The sequence below is a fragment of the Mycoplasmopsis californica genome (assembly GCF_000695835.1).
GTDB classification, from domain to species: Bacteria; Bacillota_I; Bacilli_A; order Mycoplasmatales; family Metamycoplasmataceae; genus Mycoplasmopsis; species Mycoplasmopsis californica.
Window position 1 is genome coordinate 489,007 of record NZ_CP007521.1, and the last position, 18,667, is coordinate 507,673.

At 30.3% G+C, this 18,667-nt stretch carries 9 protein-coding genes; 6 read left to right on the forward strand and 3 right to left on the reverse strand.

Annotation, left to right across the window (positions count from 1 at the left end):
- The first annotated feature begins 51 nt into the window (after positions 1 to 51).
- From MCFN_RS01990 to MCFN_RS02015, 6 genes are all read left to right on the forward strand, one after another.
- Positions 52 to 1,863: an ABC transporter permease gene (locus MCFN_RS01990; RefSeq protein ID WP_038561793.1), complete on the forward strand. Its 1,812-nt coding sequence runs from the start codon at positions 52 to 54 to the stop codon at positions 1,861 to 1,863.
- Between the two features lie 2 nt (positions 1,864 to 1,865).
- Positions 1,866 to 2,570, forward strand: coding sequence for an ABC transporter ATP-binding protein (locus MCFN_RS01995; protein WP_038561795.1), 705 nt, complete (start codon positions 1,866 to 1,868; stop codon positions 2,568 to 2,570).
- On the forward strand, positions 2,548 to 3,537 hold the full coding sequence (locus MCFN_RS02000) for an aromatic motif membrane protein (protein ID WP_038561798.1): 990 nt from the start codon (positions 2,548 to 2,550) through the stop codon (positions 3,535 to 3,537). The genes MCFN_RS01995 and MCFN_RS02000 overlap by 23 nt, the downstream gene beginning before the upstream one ends.
- Positions 3,524 to 4,351 (forward strand): aromatic motif membrane protein, encoded by an 828-nt coding sequence (locus MCFN_RS02005; protein WP_038561800.1) that lies wholly within the window; start codon positions 3,524 to 3,526, stop codon positions 4,349 to 4,351. The genes MCFN_RS02000 and MCFN_RS02005 overlap by 14 nt, the downstream gene beginning before the upstream one ends.
- Entirely contained in the window at positions 4,341 to 5,234 is an 894-nt protein-coding gene (locus MCFN_RS02010; protein ID WP_051604568.1) for an aromatic motif membrane protein, read from the forward strand. The genes MCFN_RS02005 and MCFN_RS02010 overlap by 11 nt, the downstream gene beginning before the upstream one ends.
- 156 nt (positions 5,235 to 5,390) lie before the next feature.
- Positions 5,391 to 6,959, forward strand: a complete 1,569-nt coding sequence (locus tag MCFN_RS02015) for a hypothetical protein (protein ID WP_038561805.1) — start codon at positions 5,391 to 5,393, stop codon at positions 6,957 to 6,959.
- A gap of 495 nt (positions 6,960 to 7,454) precedes the next feature.
- Here the strand turns inward: MCFN_RS02015 and MCFN_RS03415 are convergent, their stop codons facing one another.
- The 3 genes from MCFN_RS03415 to rpoB form a co-directional block, all read right to left on the reverse strand.
- Positions 7,455 to 10,319, reverse strand: a complete 2,865-nt coding sequence (locus MCFN_RS03415) for a coiled-coil domain-containing protein (RefSeq protein WP_144238975.1) — start codon at positions 10,317 to 10,319, stop codon at positions 7,455 to 7,457.
- A gap of 184 nt (positions 10,320 to 10,503) precedes the next feature.
- The gene (rpoC, locus tag MCFN_RS02025) at positions 10,504 to 14,895 is read right to left on the reverse strand and encodes a DNA-directed RNA polymerase subunit beta' (RefSeq protein WP_038561810.1); all 4,392 of its coding nucleotides are present in this window, start codon (positions 14,893 to 14,895) and stop codon (positions 10,504 to 10,506) included.
- Positions 14,888 to 18,508: a DNA-directed RNA polymerase subunit beta gene (gene rpoB / locus MCFN_RS02030; protein WP_038561812.1), complete on the reverse strand. Its 3,621-nt coding sequence runs from the start codon at positions 18,506 to 18,508 to the stop codon at positions 14,888 to 14,890. Before rpoB ends, rpoC begins: the two co-directional genes overlap by 8 nt.
- Positions 18,509 to 18,667 lie beyond the last annotated feature (159 nt).

Below are 18,667 nucleotides of genomic sequence, written 5' to 3' on the forward strand. Positions count from 1 at the left end.
GATTAACATATTAAGATAGCTGAAGATTCATAATAATTTAAAGGAATTTATATGAAAACAACAGCTTTTAATTATTCACGCTTTGCTTTTAATACAATTATCAAGAAAAAAAGCACAATAATTATGCCAATTATAATTTTTGTTTGCTCAATTATTGTTGGGTTTATTTTTCAATTTGCCGTTAGTAGCAAATATTTAAGTCTTGCGGGTTATCTCTATGCATTTACAATATTATTGATTACAGTAATTTTTGCTTCAATAAAAGCCTTAAATATATTTAAAGACTTTGAGCATGAAGGGCTAGAATTAATAAGTCTTTCTAAACCAATATCAAGAAGCCAATTAATATTAGGTAAGTTGGTTACTTTAATATATTTTGGCTTGATTTGAGCATTAGTTTTATCTATTTCTGCATTGACTGGACTTTACGGAGTTTATGCAGTTAGCACTCTATTTATTTATGCACTACTATATCTCTTTGTTGGTCTGTGTACATATTTAATAATTGGTTTAATTACAGCTTTAATTGCTTATAAAGTTAATCAAAAAATTGCAATAACATTGCCACTAGCTTTCTTTATCCCGATGACTCTTGGAGGAGTCTTGCTGTCAGCAAATACAACATCAAATGTCAATAATGTGGCATACTTTTTAAACAAAAAGTACCCTTATCACCTATCAGGAAATGAAGTTAATGCCGAACCATACTATATTAATAATCGCAAAGATGAATTATTATTAATACCAAACGGACAGGATAATAAAACATTTTCCAAAGAACAAAAAGATTACCTGGAAAATGTTATGAAAATCGCCAACAAATCATCAACTGAGTGGCAAATCTATTCATGGTTGTCATTACCTTATCAATTGCTTGACGTATTCAATCCAAAAAATAAAAATGTTTTTGAAACAATTAGCAAAAACAATTTTTCAAACCTAGATCGCTATGTTTACTACAACGACTTAGATGATATTACCTACAAATACAAATTAAATACCTCTGTAAGTCAGACTAAATACCCAAATTTACAAGGAGATCAATTAGTTCCCTCTTATATAATTCCCGGTTTGTTAAAAAATAACTCAGTTATTCCTAACACAGTAAATACTGGTGTAATTTATGCTCGCCAGGGTGCATCAGAAATTGATGTTGAGTTCCCCGAGGATGAAGCTCAATTTTCTTCGCAAAATAATTTAGTTGGTAAATTGAAATGAGAATACATTTACGAAGCATTAAAAGATGAGAACTTTAATAAAATTGCGGCAAATTTTGTTGATAATTTCAATCAAAAACACAGTAAAGAAACTGATTTAAATAGAATTCATGATGACTTAATTGATGCTATTTCAAAGTATGTAAATAATCCTGAAAGCCAAATAAACAGATATACAAACACTAACGTCACAATTTTTAATGAATATGCTATTAGAGAACAAAAACTTCAGTCTGAAATCGAAAGAAAAATTTATTTTAGTATTGCTTTAATGAACTATATCTACTTCAACAATCAAGATACCAATCTATTCAAGGCGATGATAAAAAATACTAAAATAGCAAGTTTTGGTAACACTCAATTCAAACTTGAAATCAATGGATTCAAATATGAAATTGGTGGTTATTCTTCCTTCGAAAAAAAATTGTACATAGTTAAAAAGAATAATGCTGAAAAAGTATTAGTGAGATACGATTTAACAAAATCGAGTTCAAATCATCTTTTCCAAGCTAGCCCCGAATTATTCAGTATTGCCCGTGATAAACAAATTGTTAACAAAAACATCTATTTTGTACTATGAATTGCAACAATCGCTATTTTATTTGGCACAGTTTATGCAGTTTATAAAAGAAAGGATTACAAATAAATATGAGTAACATATTAGAAATTGTTAATCTTAAAAAAATATTTCAAAAAACTGATCGCGGCATAAAAAATATAAGTTTTAGTATTCCTTCAGGCGATTTTCATGCCTTTATCGGTGAAAACGGAGCGGGAAAAACTACTACAATCAAAACAATTATTGGCGCTTATGCCAATTATGAGGGCGAAGTTCTAATAAATGGCATTAATATCCAAAAAGCTCAAGCGCGTTCAATCGTGGGTTATGTCCCTGAGGTTGCTATTTTTCCCCGTGAATTGAGTGTATATCAATATCTTTTTAATCTTTCTATACTATCAAATATCCCTAAAAACGATGCCAACCGTAGGATTGATACTTTTTTAAAATTGTTTGGAATGGAAAAATTAGCACACGAAAAACCTTACACTTTTTCATCTGGACAAAAGAAAAAAATATTATTAATTCAAGCCCTTTTACATGAACCAAAATTATTAATTCTTGATGAACCTGCTGCCAATCTAGATCCAACGGCGCGTTACGAGTTGTTTAATCTATTGCAAAAAATCAATCAAGAAAATAAGATTACTATCTTAATTTCATCACACGTCCTAGCTGAAATAGATAAATACGTTAACTCAGTCACTTTAATTCACCAAGGCAAAATTTTATACTCTGGACCCAAAGTACAATCATTAGAAAAGTTATTCTATGAAAAAGTTATTTCTCAATAGTTTTGGCTTGACCTTACTACCTCTAACTACCATAAGTTGTACAAAAACCGATTCACCAGAATCAATTAATACACCCCAGAGTAAAAAACAAAAACTTTATCAAAATGAACAAGTTAATAAAATGTTAAACATCTTTACAAATAGCGACATAAATAAAAGAAATATCTACATTTCGCAACAACAAAATCAATCTTATGCAAAATATAATGAACTAAAGTATGCCTTTGTTTATGATCCTATATTTATTTTAAAAAGCGTACATAATACAGGTGGAGAATATAATTTTTTGGCTAATACATCGAAAAATGTAATAAAAAACACACTATCGCAAGATTGATATTGAACTCTTGATAATATTCAGAAATTCTATTTTATTTTTAATCCTTACGGCGATAGATATAAAACTTTTGAAAAAGAAAAAAAATGATTTGAACAGGTTAAAAACAATTTTGGATCATTAATAGCCAAGATTAATGACCCAAATCCGACAAGTTTAATTAAAATTCCATTTGTTGATATCGAACAAACTAAAAAATATAATCATTATATTAATAAAGAAATTTGATATTTAATTTTTGACTATAATAAAGCTTTAAGAATATGAAAATACGAGCATAATAACAGTGTTTTTATCCAAATAACAACAGATTTATTCGTTTTTGAGAAAAATCTTAATCATAATGAAATAAAAAGCAAGCTTCAAACAATCGAATCAAATATACACCATAAAAGGGTTAAAGAATTTGCCAAAAAATATGAAGAAGAAAAATTAAGCGCGATTGAATTTGAAGAAGAATTTAATGAAGAAGAATTTATTAAACACTACATAGATTCTTCTTTTATGGAATTCCAGGGACTGAATCAGTACAATTACTTTTTGACTCAAGTCCTTAATGAAATGCACAAAGGAAAAGATGAATTAAATATTTTTAGATTTAGCATGAGGTTTGTAGATGATCAAATTTAACAAATTAATTTTAAAAACACTCCCTTTTTCATCTGTTTTAACCCCTTTTGCATTAGTTTCGTGTATTGAAAGCGATTATACAAAAAATGAATTAAAAATTCCACAAGGATTTAAATACATTCCTAAGGATTACAATTCAGCAGAAGCTAAGACAAGTGAGATATTAGAATGAATCCTAAATCAGCAATTTAAAAATAACGATGTCGCAAAAACCAATTTTTTAAAAAGTCAAGAAGATACAAAAAAACTCTTATCCGAATTTAAAGAGTTAAGTAAAACCTATAAATTTGAAAAATCTAATGAAAACGCTGAAAAACTGAGAAGTTTTTACTCACAAAATTGACTATTTTTACTGAAAAATATTGATAATTTTCAATGAAAATACACAAATTGATGAACATTTCCATCAATAGGTGAGACTCGTCACTCGGAGACTTTTTTAGAAAAAATTTCTTCACAAATAATTCCTGATAATTACAGATTTATAAATAATTATTGAGAAAGTTTAACTGTTGGAGACGAATCACCAGAATCTCCAGATGATGTATTCTACCTAAAGAAAGACAAAATGATAGTCAGAGTTTTTATAACAAGAAACAAAAAGAGTGTTAAAAAACTAATATTTGATAAGTTTATTCTTTTTCCAAGAGCTAGAAATGAAAGAATTGCTGTTAAATTAATCTCCGACTCAGTGCATAATGCGATAATTCACGGCAATCAAGATGGTTATGACACATTTGAAAATGATGTTATAAAAAATTATAGTTACCCTGCCTTAGGTTTATTGCTCACAAAGGAAAATGATGAAAATTAAAAAAATATTACAATTCGCATTAATCTCCCAGTCATTATTGCCGATTTTATCAATTTCTTGTCAGCAATCTAAAATGCTTGAAAATACTGAAAAAACTACTGGTAACATTGAAAACAAACACAAAGATAAATGAAATTTGTTCTTGCAATATGAATATGTCAATTCGCTTTTAAATCTTGTTTATGGCAACCATTTAGCAGAAAAAAATAAATTTATAAAACAACAAATCGCAATCCCTAATAAATATTTAACAGATGTTAAGGAATATTTATTTTATGCCAACAATATAACAGCTTTTAGCCGTTCAGAGGATAATGGAAGTAAAAAAGTAATTCCATTGCAAGAATTTGGCCCTAAATTAGAACAATTATTCACGCAAAATTGACTTTGATTTTTGTTCAATTTAGATCGCTTTACATTTGCTTATTATGATACATTTGATCAATTTAAAGCAGACCTCGAAACCTTAAGTTTAGATATACAAAAAAGCTCACTTGAACTAGGTTCATTTAATCGGCCACGGACAAATGAAGTTCTTAAGCACGTTATTTATGAAAGTCATAATACTGAAAACAAAGAGTTTCACGTATATTTATTAACAAAACAGGGAATTATTTTAGAAATTTCTATAACTGCTCCACTGACTGATACAAAATCAAAAATTCCACAAGTTTCTGTGTATACGTATTCTTATATTTATCCATCACTATTCCAAAATGCTGAGGAACTTGAAAAATTCGATTTATCTAAATATGTAGCTACCTTAGAAACATATCGAAATTTTCCTAAGCGTAGAACTGATAAAATTCTTTTCGATGACAAATACGGCGGAGAGCCATTGCGGTTCACGATCGTGGATATCGATAACAAAACAACGAAATAGTAGATTATATACCAATCAAACAAGCACAAATCCATACTGGACGTGCTTGTTTTTAAATAAAATGTTAATTTATGGAAATTTTTCAAAATGCTTCTCTTTTTTTTTTATAATAAAATGTTTTGTATTCAAAAGTAAATTAAAAGGAGAAACATAAATATGAAAAAAAGCAAGTTGTTATTAAATGTTTCGTCAGCGATTTCTGTAATTGCACCTGCATTTTTTGTTATTGCTTGTCAAAAAAAATATGACCCATCTAAACCTGATTCGAACAAAAATGCTGAAAACTCCAACTCACATCAAAATAAGATAGAAAATATTCAAAATGAGAAAAAAATCACCGAAGGAAATACTCCCAAAGAAAATCAAAGTTCAAAAGTTGGAAAAATAGCAAACAAAAAATCAGAGTCGCAAACCTCTAAAACACCTATTGTAGATAATAATAATAATAATAATATAAAACATATACAAGAAAACAATTCTAAAACTACACCTCAGAGTCCTAGAATACATGTAGCTCCTCAAACAATGCCAAAAAATGATAGTCATTCTAATTCAAAGGTTAATAATCCTAAAAAAAGTGAAGAAATACCCAAAACAGAATTAAAAAAAGATGAGAATATCAGCAATAATACTGAATTTACACCTGAAACTGATGATATCACAGGCGAAAAACTAACTTTCAAAGATTTTCAAGAAGCGAAGAAGAATTATGAAAAATTTTACAATTCTTTAAAAGAGATGAGAGATACTTTATATCAACTTAAGACAAATAAAAAAGACAATATTAATCAGGATATAGAAATTGATGACGAGGAAATAGCAGAGCTTAAAAAAATTGAACAAAAAATAACAAGTTTCAATAACCAGATTTCATCCATTCCAACAAAAGAAGAGTATGAAAAAGCAATTAAAAATATCATTAATTACTTGAAAGAATTAGATAAAGAATATAATGATGGCGAAGAAATCGAAAATAAAAACATCTATGAAGTACAAAGCGTGAAACAAAAATTCGACACGTATAAACAGGATAAAAAAACGATAATTGAAATTAAAATAAAAGCATCTAATCCCGCAATTATTAGTTCAATTAAAAAAGATTTATCGTCAATTACAGTGGATTATAAAGGAAAATATATTGCTAATAAATTACATCCAGGAACTAAGGCAGAACAAACACTCAAAATCAATGATATTTCAGTAAATAATGATGAAATAACATTAAAAACAACAATGGATTTAAAAATTAATGAGGAATGACACATAAAGTCTATTAATTTAGCAGCTACTAATGATACTAAAATATATATTGATAAAATAGAGGAAAATAAAGCTAAAATTTTAAATAAAGTTCGTATAACCGATTATTCACTAGAAAAGCCAAATGTTAAAATTAAATTTGAGGTTACCGATCCCAAATTAATTGAGGGCAAATACTATAGCGTCTATGTAACGCCGGTTGAAAACAAGTTATGAGAAGGTCCATATAAAATTCACATTCCACAGAATTTAAGTAACGGGCAATTGGAATTTCAACTAGGCATTAGCGAAAATTGAGAGGGTGAGTGAGAAAACACAATTTGAGCTATCTTAGAGGGAGAAGTTTATTCTAACACATTTAAACAACAAGTTAGAGAAAACACACTTATTGAACCTGCTAAATTCAAATTCAGCAATAATAAGATAGAAAAAACAATAAGAAATGACTTTTCGTTTTTAAAATAAATTAATATTAAAAATCAAATAACACATTCAACTTGCCTTTGATTTTTTTAATAATTAGACATCCATTAACACAAAATAGCTTTATAAACCTTTGAAGTCAGGGCTTCATTAAGCAATCTATTTAGAATTGAAAGATAAAAACGCTAAAATTAAAGTAACTAATATGCATCTTAGAAGATATATGAAAAATAAAACATATAAATTAGTTATTAAAATATTTAGCATTATTTGCATGATTTTTGGATTTATATTAATATTTCCAATAAATATAGGTGTTTTAACATTGAAAAATTAAAACAGAGATGACTAAGGATGAAAAAATTCCGTTCGGTATTCTTAACATTGTGTTTTTAAGTGTTATCGCAGGTATATTTATTTTGCTAGATATTAATAAAATAATTATTTTGATCATGATTAAGCGTTAATATTTACTTAATATAAGATAAAATGCACTCATTTTTAAGTGCATTTTATTATTTTAATGAATTCAAGCACCTAATCTTCACTGAAGATAGGCTTGTTCTTAGTGAAATCTCATTTAATCTTTTCATCTTCTTTCAAAATTAGCTGTTCATCATAAAATTTGACGTATTTTAAAATTTCGTAAATTTTTTGTGCCATATCATTAAAAGTATCAGTAAAGCTTAATTGTCTAAATTCTTCCTCCGATAATTCAAAAACATGTTTTTTCGTCGTTTTTGAAGGATTATTTTGGTCAGGTATTTCCAAATTAAATGATTCATTTCGAGCAAAACTATCGACACCCCACTTGATTCAATATGCTAAGTAACTTAATTTATCACTCATTAACCCTAATGAGAAACGATAATCGGAATTTCCAGGATTTTTTATTCCATAACCGGCAATTAATCGTTTTCAAGGGAAAAAGTTATTTCTTGGAAAAGCAAAAATATATTTGTTTGTTTCAGTTTCTGTAGTGAATTTCTCCAATTCCTCAGGGGTGCTTTTGTCGAAAGTCTCTTTACTATCTATGCTGTAATAATACTCATAATTTTGGTCTTTATTTTGTTTATCGTCATAAATTAATCATTTATATTTAGGATTATTATAACGCTCTAAAAAGAATTCAGAGTTAACTAACGCTTTCAATTCTTGTATCTTGTTAAAAATTCATATTGGATCAACCTTCTTATTTTGATCCTCGATATCTGATAGATACCGTTGTGAATTGAAATAGGCTTTTCTTTGCGATTCAACAAAATTTTTATAATTTTGAATTTTTTCTTTTATTTCAAGTTTACTTTTAAGTGTTGAATATGTTTCATTAAATTGCTCATTAGATGTGTATTTATAGTATAAACTTGTTCTGAACTCATTATAAGGCTCTTCATACTTAGCTACATGGTTAAAGTAATAATTGAAAAGTCTATCTTGCGGGCTTTTTACATAATAAAGGATACGTTCATTGCTTAATTCTTTTTCCAGTTGATTGAAAAAATCTGTAATTTCTTTTGTGATATCAATAGTTTTAGCAATCTCATTTTCTTTTTCAAGCTGTTCCTTTAATAATGGGTATATTTTATTTAATACTGTTATTCAATCTTTTAATGTTTCTTTAGTAGGGATTTTATTGTTTTTTAATTCATTGTCATATTGCTCAACAATATTTTGGAACATTGCGTTATGTTCATTGAAAAAATCATTATTTTGAACTAATTCATTAAAGTAGTATTTAGTTAGAAAAAACTGATCATTAAAAGTTAGTTTTAGGTCATATCATTCCTTAGCACCGCTATTAAAAGTTTTTATTTCTTCAATTAAATTTGATAACCTTTTACCATCATTACGTGCACTTGAAAATTGGGAATTAATATTTTCTATCATTGGAATATAAATATTTTTAACAACATTAGACACACTATCAATTGCAGTTGAGTCATAATCAAATGAGTTCTTAATTTCTTCCAATCAATCGATAGTTTTTTGGTGTATTTCTTGATATTCGTTTGTTAATGCGGGAATATCAAAATTTTGTTCACTTGTTTGATCATCATTTTTAATACTTGAATTATTGTTTATTTTTTGGTTTTGAACGTTTTTATTAATAGCAACACTTATATCTTTTAGCGCGGAAATTGATTCTGATTTTTTAATTTCATTTTGATACTTAATATTTTCAACTGGTTCTATCCCACTATTTTTCAAAGTTTCTAATAAAATAGTCTTCATTTTGGCAATGATATTTAATTTATTTTCATTGTTTTTTAATTCCAAGTCATCAATTTGATGATTGTGTATGCTAATATTTTGTTTCTCGGCACTACTCTTAATTGCATTAAGTCGCTTACTTGATTGAAGAATAGAATCGTTATAAATACTCTCCAATGTATTTAAATTATCAGCATTATTTAATAATTTTTCAGTATTTTGTATTGTATTTTTAATACTTTCAAGTTCTTCTAATAATTGATTTTTATCATTTGATTGAGTTAATTGATTCAATAATTCTTTCGCTTTTGATACAGTTTTAATAGCTATTTTTATTTTTGAATCAATCTCTGAATCAGACTTGTATTTTTCTAAATTTTCAATAATTTTGTCCGCCTCAGAGATAATATTACTTAACTTCTTAATCAATTCATCATCGTTATCTAAAGTTGAGTTATTTTTGGAGTTTGCATAATTAGCAATAAATTCATTTAATTCATCAATAATAGTATCTATTTTTAAGAATCTTTCATTGTTTTTAGCTTGATTTACTTTATTAATAATTTGTGTTAAATTGTTATTGATTATCTTGTCAATTTCCCTTAATTCTTCTATCATTGTGCGTAAGTTATTTACATCACTTTGTCGACTTAGTTTTTTACTTAAATTTTTTTCAATCTCGTTTTTTAGTTTATTAAACTTGTTAACGTTATCCTTAAGTTTCGAATCCACAAAATTGTTGTAATTTTCGAAGATATCAGTTATTATTTTTGTTGTTAATTTTGATTTATTTAATGAAATTCTGCCACTCTCCAAAATAGACTGGTTCATCTTCTGTCTGTGATGATGCAATTTATGCTCTAATTCATTTAGATACTTTGCAACTTGTGCTTGTAGCTTATCGTTTTTGCTGTCTGCCATAAAAGCAAAATTAACCCTGACTTTATCTAGCAGATTTTGAGCATCTTGAATTATTTTTTCTTGCAACTCAAGCGAGTTTTGCTCGTTATCAAGAATTTTCATTAAGACTTTAACCTTGTCTAGATCGAAATTTAATTCTTCAAAATAACTTGAATTGTTTTTAGTTTTTTTATTATGATTATTAGTAAATATAATTACAGGGACGGTCACAAGTAAAAATGAAGTTGCAGCTCCGCTTATAACTCCCAATTTAATACTTTTTTTATTCATACGTTTATAATTTTCTTCTTTTTTTATCAAAATACAAGGATTTTTATAAAAATTTGTTAAAAAGCGCATTACACAGGCCGTTATATTAACATAAATCCTGTTTGTGTGCAAGCATTTTATTAATATTATAGTTTCATTGCTTTTGATCAAAAATAAAATCTCAAGCTTAGCCTGAGATTTTATATTATTCAATTTCCTCTTCAAGTAAACTGAAATTGTCTTCTACTTCATGAACATTAAATTGTCTAAACATTTCATCAATATCTTGTTGATGATCTATTTCCATATCAAAAATGAAATCATGAGGTTGTTCAATATCGGTAGATATATCTTCATATTTACCACTAAAGTAACTACGAGGATCTCTGATATCATATTTTCCTTTAAGTTCAAAATTTGAGTTTGTACCCGCTGGAATTTTATGACCTAAAATAATATTCTCTTTTAAACCTTCTAGATTATCAGTTTGTGACGCAATTGAAGCGTTAACTAAAATTTTTGGCGTTTCTTGATATGAAGCGGCAGCCAAGAACGAATCAGATAATAACGGCGTTTGTTTAGCTCCTTTAATTTTAACCTCACCAAATGGTGGTTTTTGCCCTTTAGCTAATAAACGTGCTGATTCTTTTTGGAATGCTAAGATATCGACTAATGAACCTGAGAAAAATCTAGAATCTCCAGGGTCTGTGATTAGAACTTTTGAAAGCATTTGACGAATAATAATTTCAATATATTTGTCAGCGATTGAGATACCTTGTAAACGATAAAGTTTTTGGATTTCTTTTAATAAGTAATTTTGAACTGAACGTGTGTCAGCATATTTTAATAAATCGCCTAAAACAATAGGTCCTTCAACAATTTTTTGCCCTGGTTGTAGTTTTTGTCCTTCTTTGACAACAATCCGACGGTCAGCTTTCGTTTCATATTTTATAGTTTCTAACTCGCCTTTTTCGTTATAAATTTCTATCTCTATAACCTTAAAATCGCGGCCGTGGTCAAATGGAGTTGTGATTGAATTCACACACCCGTATCCAGGTGCGATAATAGCCGGACGTCCTCAAGGTGAATCGTAAGCATCGATTAATTCCATCAAACGACCAAAACCGCCTGTAATATCAACAACCCCGGCAACACCACCGGTGTGGAAAGTACGCATAGTTAGCTGCGTTCCGGGTTCACCAATTGATTGCGCTGCAACAACTCCAACTGCCTCTCCGATATTAACAACACGGTTTAATGCTAAATCTTTTCCGTAACATTTTTTACATACACCATTACGTGTGTAGCAAGACAGAACTGATCTTATTTCAACTTCTTCAATGCCATTTTCACTGATTTGACTAGCAATCTCAGGTGTTATTAATTCATTAACGCCTATAATTTGATTTCCATCAGCATCAATAACAGGTTTGTTAGTGAAACGTCCTTCGATTCTTTCGGCTAATGACTCAATAATTGTGTTTGTTTTTGAGTCCTTAATGTCACGGACAACAAAGCCATAATCGGTTCCACAATCTTCTTCGCGAACCACAATACCTTGTGCAACGTCCACTAAACGACGTGTCAAGTAACCTGACTTAGCCGTGTTAAGAGCAGTATCAGTTAGCCCTTTTCTAGCCCCGTGAGTAGATGAATAGAATTCATAAGCTGTTAGACCTTCAAGGAATGAAGATTTAACTGGAATTTCAACAGTTGAACGAACAACTCTTTCATTTTCGGCGTCGGCTTTAAGAATTTTAACGTTGTTATTCATCAATCCACGCATTCCAGCTAGTTGAACGAAGTTACTTGAGTTACCACGCGCTCCTGATGTAAACATCATGAATAATGGGTTATGAGGATCGGATTTAGTTACTTTTTTCAACTCATCCTCAATAGAATTTTTAATTTCTGCTCATTTTTTAATTGATAATGAGTATCTTTCATCATCGGTTAACATACCTTCAGCAAAGAACGATTTTAATTTTTCAATGTAAGCTTCACCTTCTTTAATTTTGTCTTTGGTTGAAGGTAAAGTGATTACATCACTAACAGCAATTGTTGTTCCTGAAATTGTTGAAAAATGAAAACCTAATGACTTAATTTTGTCAAGAACATTGGCGACAACATTAGTGTATTTAAATCATACTTTTTCCAGTAATAATGTGTGATCTTCAATGTTTCAGGCTGGTATTTTTAATTCATTACGGTTTAAAACACTGTGATTAATTTTATTGAATTCTTCTGTTATTAATTTAGTTAAAATCTCAGCATGCGAACTATTTAAAGTTTCATTATTGTAAGTAGTTAAAGAAGCGCACTTTTCAAAAATCTTATCTAAATCATTGCTATTAATATCTTGTAAAATAGCCGCTAAATCTTCCATGCAAATAACACTAACATATTGGTCATAAACACGACGAACAATCTTAGCGATGTCTTTTTTGGTAAGCGCTAAATTAATTGGCATTTGTGCAATCAAGTCAGGAAAATTTGAGCCCGCAGGCAGTAAATAATGACTTAAATGTTCTCCCTTAGCTGATGTGTGAACGATTTCTTTTCCATCAGGGGTAATATATTTACCAAAAATAAATTCAAAAGTATTTGGAAAAGCACGGTTAAAAATAAATTTACCAACTGTTGAAATAATATACTTGTTTTTTTCATCGCTGTTAATTCATTTTTTATTTGCTTGTTCGATTGGTAATACAACTCTAGAGTGAATGCTTATTGCTTTATTTTCATATGCTGTTAGCATATCTTCATAAGTTGCAAAGAATTTACCTTCACCTAATCCCCCCGCTTTTTCCATTGTTAGGTAATATAAACCTAAAATCATGTCTTGTCCTGGGTTAATAATAGGCTCACCATCTTTTGGACCTAGAATATTTTTGGAAGCAAGCATTAATTCACGGGCTTCACGAGTAGCTTCAGGACTAATTGGTACGTGAACAGCCATCTGGTCACCATCGAAGTCAGCGTTAAAAGGGGTACATGAAAGTGGGTGTAATTTAATCGCTTTTCCACGAATTAGCACCGGCTCATAAGCTTGAATACTTAAACGGTGCAATGTTGGAGCACGGTTAAGTAATACAGGACGGCCTTCAATTGCTTTTTCAACGTATGGCCAAATAATTGGATCTAGATTTTCAACTGCTTTTTTACCCGCTTTAATTGAATTGATTGAGTTTTTGTCTGATTTAATTAATTCATTAATGATTCAAGGCTCAAATAATTTTGCTGCCATTTCTCGTGGAATTCCGACTTGGTGCATTTTTAATTCTGGACCAACAACAATAACTGAACGGCCTGAATAATCAACCCTTTTACCTAGTAGGTTTTGACGGAAACGACCTTTTTTACCAGTTAAGGCATCAGAAATTGATTTAAATGGACGACCATCTTTTGAAGCGACCGGATTCGGTTTTCTTCTGGCGTTGTCAATTAAAGAATCGACAGCCTCTTGAATCATACGATACTCATTTTGTTTAATCAACATTGGAGCATCGCTTTCTTCTCATTTTTTCAAACGATTATTTCGGATAATGATCCGACGGTACAATTCATTAATATCACTTGTTGAGTGGCGACCGCCATCCAATTGAACTAGCGGACGTAAGTCGGCGGGGATAACAGGAAGGTTGTATATTAACATTGATTTTGGATCTTGTCCCGACTTAATGAAGGCATTAATTACTGAAAAACGCTTATATAATTTGGCTCTTTCTTGAATTTTAGCATTTGCTCAAGGATTTGCGGCGATTTGAGCACTTAACTCACGAATTTCTTCTTCTAACTTGTCAGCTTCTTCTTGTGGGTTTACATTTTCTAATAAATACTCAATAGCTTTAGAACCAGTGGAAATTAACGCATCAGAATATTCGTGGATAATTTCATTATATTCATAAAAGTCAATACCATAGTCTTGACCCATTTTTGAAGTTGCTTGCTCACGTAAATCATTAAGAGCTTCATCAATAACTTCGTAAGCTTCTTGGTCATATTCATCGCCCTGTGGATCGAAATTTTCACGTAATTCTTTAAGCGCTTCAAAATAGACAAGTGCAGCTTCACTAATATCAATAATTGTATTCTTTTTCAGTGATTTTAGACCACCATCTTCCAAGACGATGTGGCTTTTGTAGTAAATTAATTTTTCTAACTCAGATTTTGTAACCGAGCGAGAACTATTTGCTACTTTTAAACCTAAAAGCTTCGAAATAATTGAATGGTCGATTTTGAAAAATCAGAAATGAACAACTGGATTTTTTAATTGAATGTGCCCCATCCGACTACGACGGCTTATTTTTGGCAAAATTTTTGATTTGTGTTTTACACACATAGGGGTGCGAACACAATCTGTATTTTCATCACTTCTTTTGTATTTTGTGTTACATACTGGACATTTGTAATCGGTTGTTGGACCAAAAATTATTTCATCAAAAAGTCCCTCGCGCTCAGGTTTATAACTTTTATAATTAATGGTTTCTGGTTTTGTAACTTCACCATTTGATCAAGATTGTACATCTTTATCAGTGGCTAATGATAGAGTGATTTTATCAATTAAAGTCTTATTATCTTTATTATATCTACTCATTTAAGCCTCCTATAATGTCAAAATGTTGAATCGCTTCTTCATCTTCGTCAACTTCAACGTGGTCAATATCTAATTTCATTCCTAAACCACGCAACTCATATTTCAATACATTAAATGACTCAGGAACACCTGGTTTTGGTAACTCACGACCCGAAGCCAAAGCAGCATACAATTGATTACGCCCGATAATATCATCCGATTTATAAGTCAATATCTCTTGCAAGATGTTAGTTGCTCCATAAGATTCAATAGCTCAGGTTTCCATCTCACCAAATCTTTGTCCACCATTTTGCGATTTACCACCCAATGGTTGTTGAGTAATTAATGAATAAGGACCTACAGAACGAGCATGCATCTTGTCATCAACCATGTGATTAAGTTTAAGCATGTACATAACTCCAACCGAGACAGGATTATCAAATTTATTTCCAGTAATTGGATCAATTAGAATTTGTTTTCCAGTAATTGGCAATCCAGCTTCTTGGATAACATCATAAATAGCTTCTTTTTTGATACCGTCAAAAACACGAGTAACAAATTTGGTTTTTAGTTCTCTAGCAGCCATACCTAAGTGAATTTCAAGGACTTGGCCAATATTCATACGCGAAGGAACACCTTGTGGGTTTAACATAACATCAACTGGCGTACCATCTTCTAAGTGTGGCATATCTTCTTCAGGCAACACAATTGATACAACACCTTTATTACCGTGACGTCCACTCATTTTATCGCCCACTTTAATTTTACGTTTAACAGCAATTGATACCTTTACAATTTTGTCAATACCATCTTCAAGAGCATCTTTGTTTTGGCGATCTAAAATTTCAACACCAATGATAGTACCGCCATGACCATTTTTAACTTTTAATGATGTATCTTTTACAGGGTGTTGTCTTTGTTGTAAAACGGCAAGCAATAATTTTTCCTCTTGCGATGGATTATCATCACCTTTGGGACTTACACGACCAACTAAAACATCGCCTGGAACCACTTCCGAACCAACACGTACAATCCCTCTTTCGTCTAAGTGCCGAGTTGAATATTTAGATACGTTTGGGATATCGCTAGTTAATTCATCGTTTCCAGCTTTTGAATTTCTGAATTGAATTGTTTGTTCTTCAATGTGGATTGAAGTAAATACATCATCTTTAACTAATCTTTCGTTCAAGATTATAGCATCCTCATAGTTGTACCCTTTATATGTACTAAAGGCAACTAAAACATTTTTACCTAGAGCTAATTCACCATTTTTAAATGATGAGCCATCAACTAAAAGATCACCTTTTTTAACAACTTGACCTTCTTTAACTAAAGGTTTCTGGTGAACTACTGTATCTTGGTTTGAACGTTGGAAATTTTTCAATGTGTATGATTCATTTTTATTTGAATTAGTTTTTATTTTAATTTTGTGTCCATCAACATAATCAACAACACCATCAGACTTAGCTACAAAGTTACCTGATGAATACTTAGCAATCTCACTTTCAATACCGGTAGCAACAAATGGTGCTTCAGTTTCTAATAACGGAACAGCTTGACGTTGCATGTTAGCACCCATTAGTGCACGGTTGGCATCGTCGTTTTCCAGGAAAGGAATGCAACCAGCTGCTACCGAAACCATTTGGTTTGGTGCAACTTCGACAAAATCAATATCCTCAGCAAGGCCCATTTCATATGTGTAATTATGTCTAATTGTCAATTGTTCATCAACAATTTTATTATTTTCATCAACTTTTACAGTCGATTGAGCAATTTTATACCCCATCTCACCAGCAGCGGTTAAATAAACAGGTTCTGAATAATCAATTACACCTTTTTCAACACGGTAATAAGGAGTTTCAAGTAATCCGTACTCATTAACACGAGCATATGTAGCAAAGTTTAAAATTAACCCGATGTTTGGCCCCTCAGGAGTTTCAATTGGACAAATACGGCCATAGTGAGTGGCATGAACGTCACGAACCTCAAACTGTGCTGTATCACGATTTAAACCACCTGGCCCTAGAGAAGTAATACGTCTTTCATTGCTAATCTCAGCTAATGGGTTAATTTGGGCCATGAACTGTGATAATTTTGAAGAGTTAAAAAATGTTTTCATTTGATTTGAAATCAATTTATTGTTTGTAACATTTTTTGGACTAACTTTATCCGGTTCTTTAGCACCCATTCTCTCGCGAGTAGTTTTTTCAAGTTTAGCTAAACCAACTTTAAGGTTATTTTGAACCAATTCACCAACCGCCACAATACGTTTGTTAGTTAATGCATCTGGATCGTCATCTTGACCAATACCGTCCAGTAGATTGAAATAATAGTTAATTGCTGCAATTAAGTCAGAAATAACAAGGTGAGTTTCGTTTGCCTTAGGATCAGTACCAATTACACGAACCGGTTCTTTACCTTTTTCCATTCATTTTTTCGAAGGATAAACACTAATTGAAATAATCTTATCTCTTCTTTTTAGCGATGAATTTGTCTCATCACTCAATAATTTTGCATAAACTACATCAGTTTTTACACATTTTAGTTTTTCAGCTGGTAATTTTGAATTATCAAAGTTTCACTGAATTAGCACAGCCAATTTATGAGTTATTGGTGTACCGTTTTCAAGAAATATTTCGTTGCCCTCTTTATCTCAAATTTTAAGGTCTTGACCCAAAATTGTTCCTGAAATACGATCTACTAAGTTCAATTTAATATTCAACATATAACGGCCAGTTTGACTTAAGTTATAGTGTTTTTTATGAAAAAGTAAACCTGGAATTAAGTTTGCAATCGATTCATCTGAAACACGATCACCTTTTCTAATTGTTCTAAATAACTCTTCTTGACAATTTTTGATTGCTTGATCAGGTGTAAGATCTGGTGCTAACTTTTTATCTTTCTTAATCGATTCTTTTAAAACATCAGAATTTCCAAATAAATAGTGAATATCTTTATGATTTAAGCCTAATGCGCCTAAAAAAGTTACAATGTTAACATTTTTGTTTTTGTCAATTTTAATTTTTACGCTGTCTGGGTTTTTAGAAGTAACTTTATGAGAAATTTCAACTCACGAACCAAGACGAGGTAAAATTTCTAATTTGTTAAACAGATCATCAGATTGTTTATTACGAACGCCTCGACCAAAATATGCCCCAGGAGAACGAATTAATTGACTAACAATAACTTTTTCACTCCCGTTAATGATAAAACTTCCACCAGAGGTCATCAAAGGAATTTCGCCTAAGAAAACCTCATCTTCTTTAACTAAACCGTCATTAGTTGTTGTACAACGAAACTTAGCATATAGTTTTCCTGAGTAATTAGTTCCTTTAACCTTAGCGTTTGTTACATCTTCATACTCACGAGAACCTGCCTCAATGCGAGCGCTACCTGAAATATAATCTAAAACAACTAATTTGTTTGAAGAAGAAATTGGGTAATGGGCTCTAATCGCTTCCTCAATACCTTGCTTTTTGAATCATTCAAACGACTCTTTTGAAGTTTTTAAAAAGTCTTGAACTTGATAAATATTTTTGGTTACTGAGTAATCTCTACGTTCAGTTCCGGCACCAAATTCACTTATTTTATATGGGTACTTGTTAACGTATTCTTTGGTAACTTTTTGCTCCATAAAAACTCTCCTTGAAATAAAATTTTGCGTGCTAAAATATAGAAAGATTCTATAAATAGTATATTAATAGTTAAATTTTAACATAAAAAAAATTATTCATAATTAATTTTGTAGGTATTTTTTATAAAGTTTTTTAATTCATAAAAATCAATTTTTTTT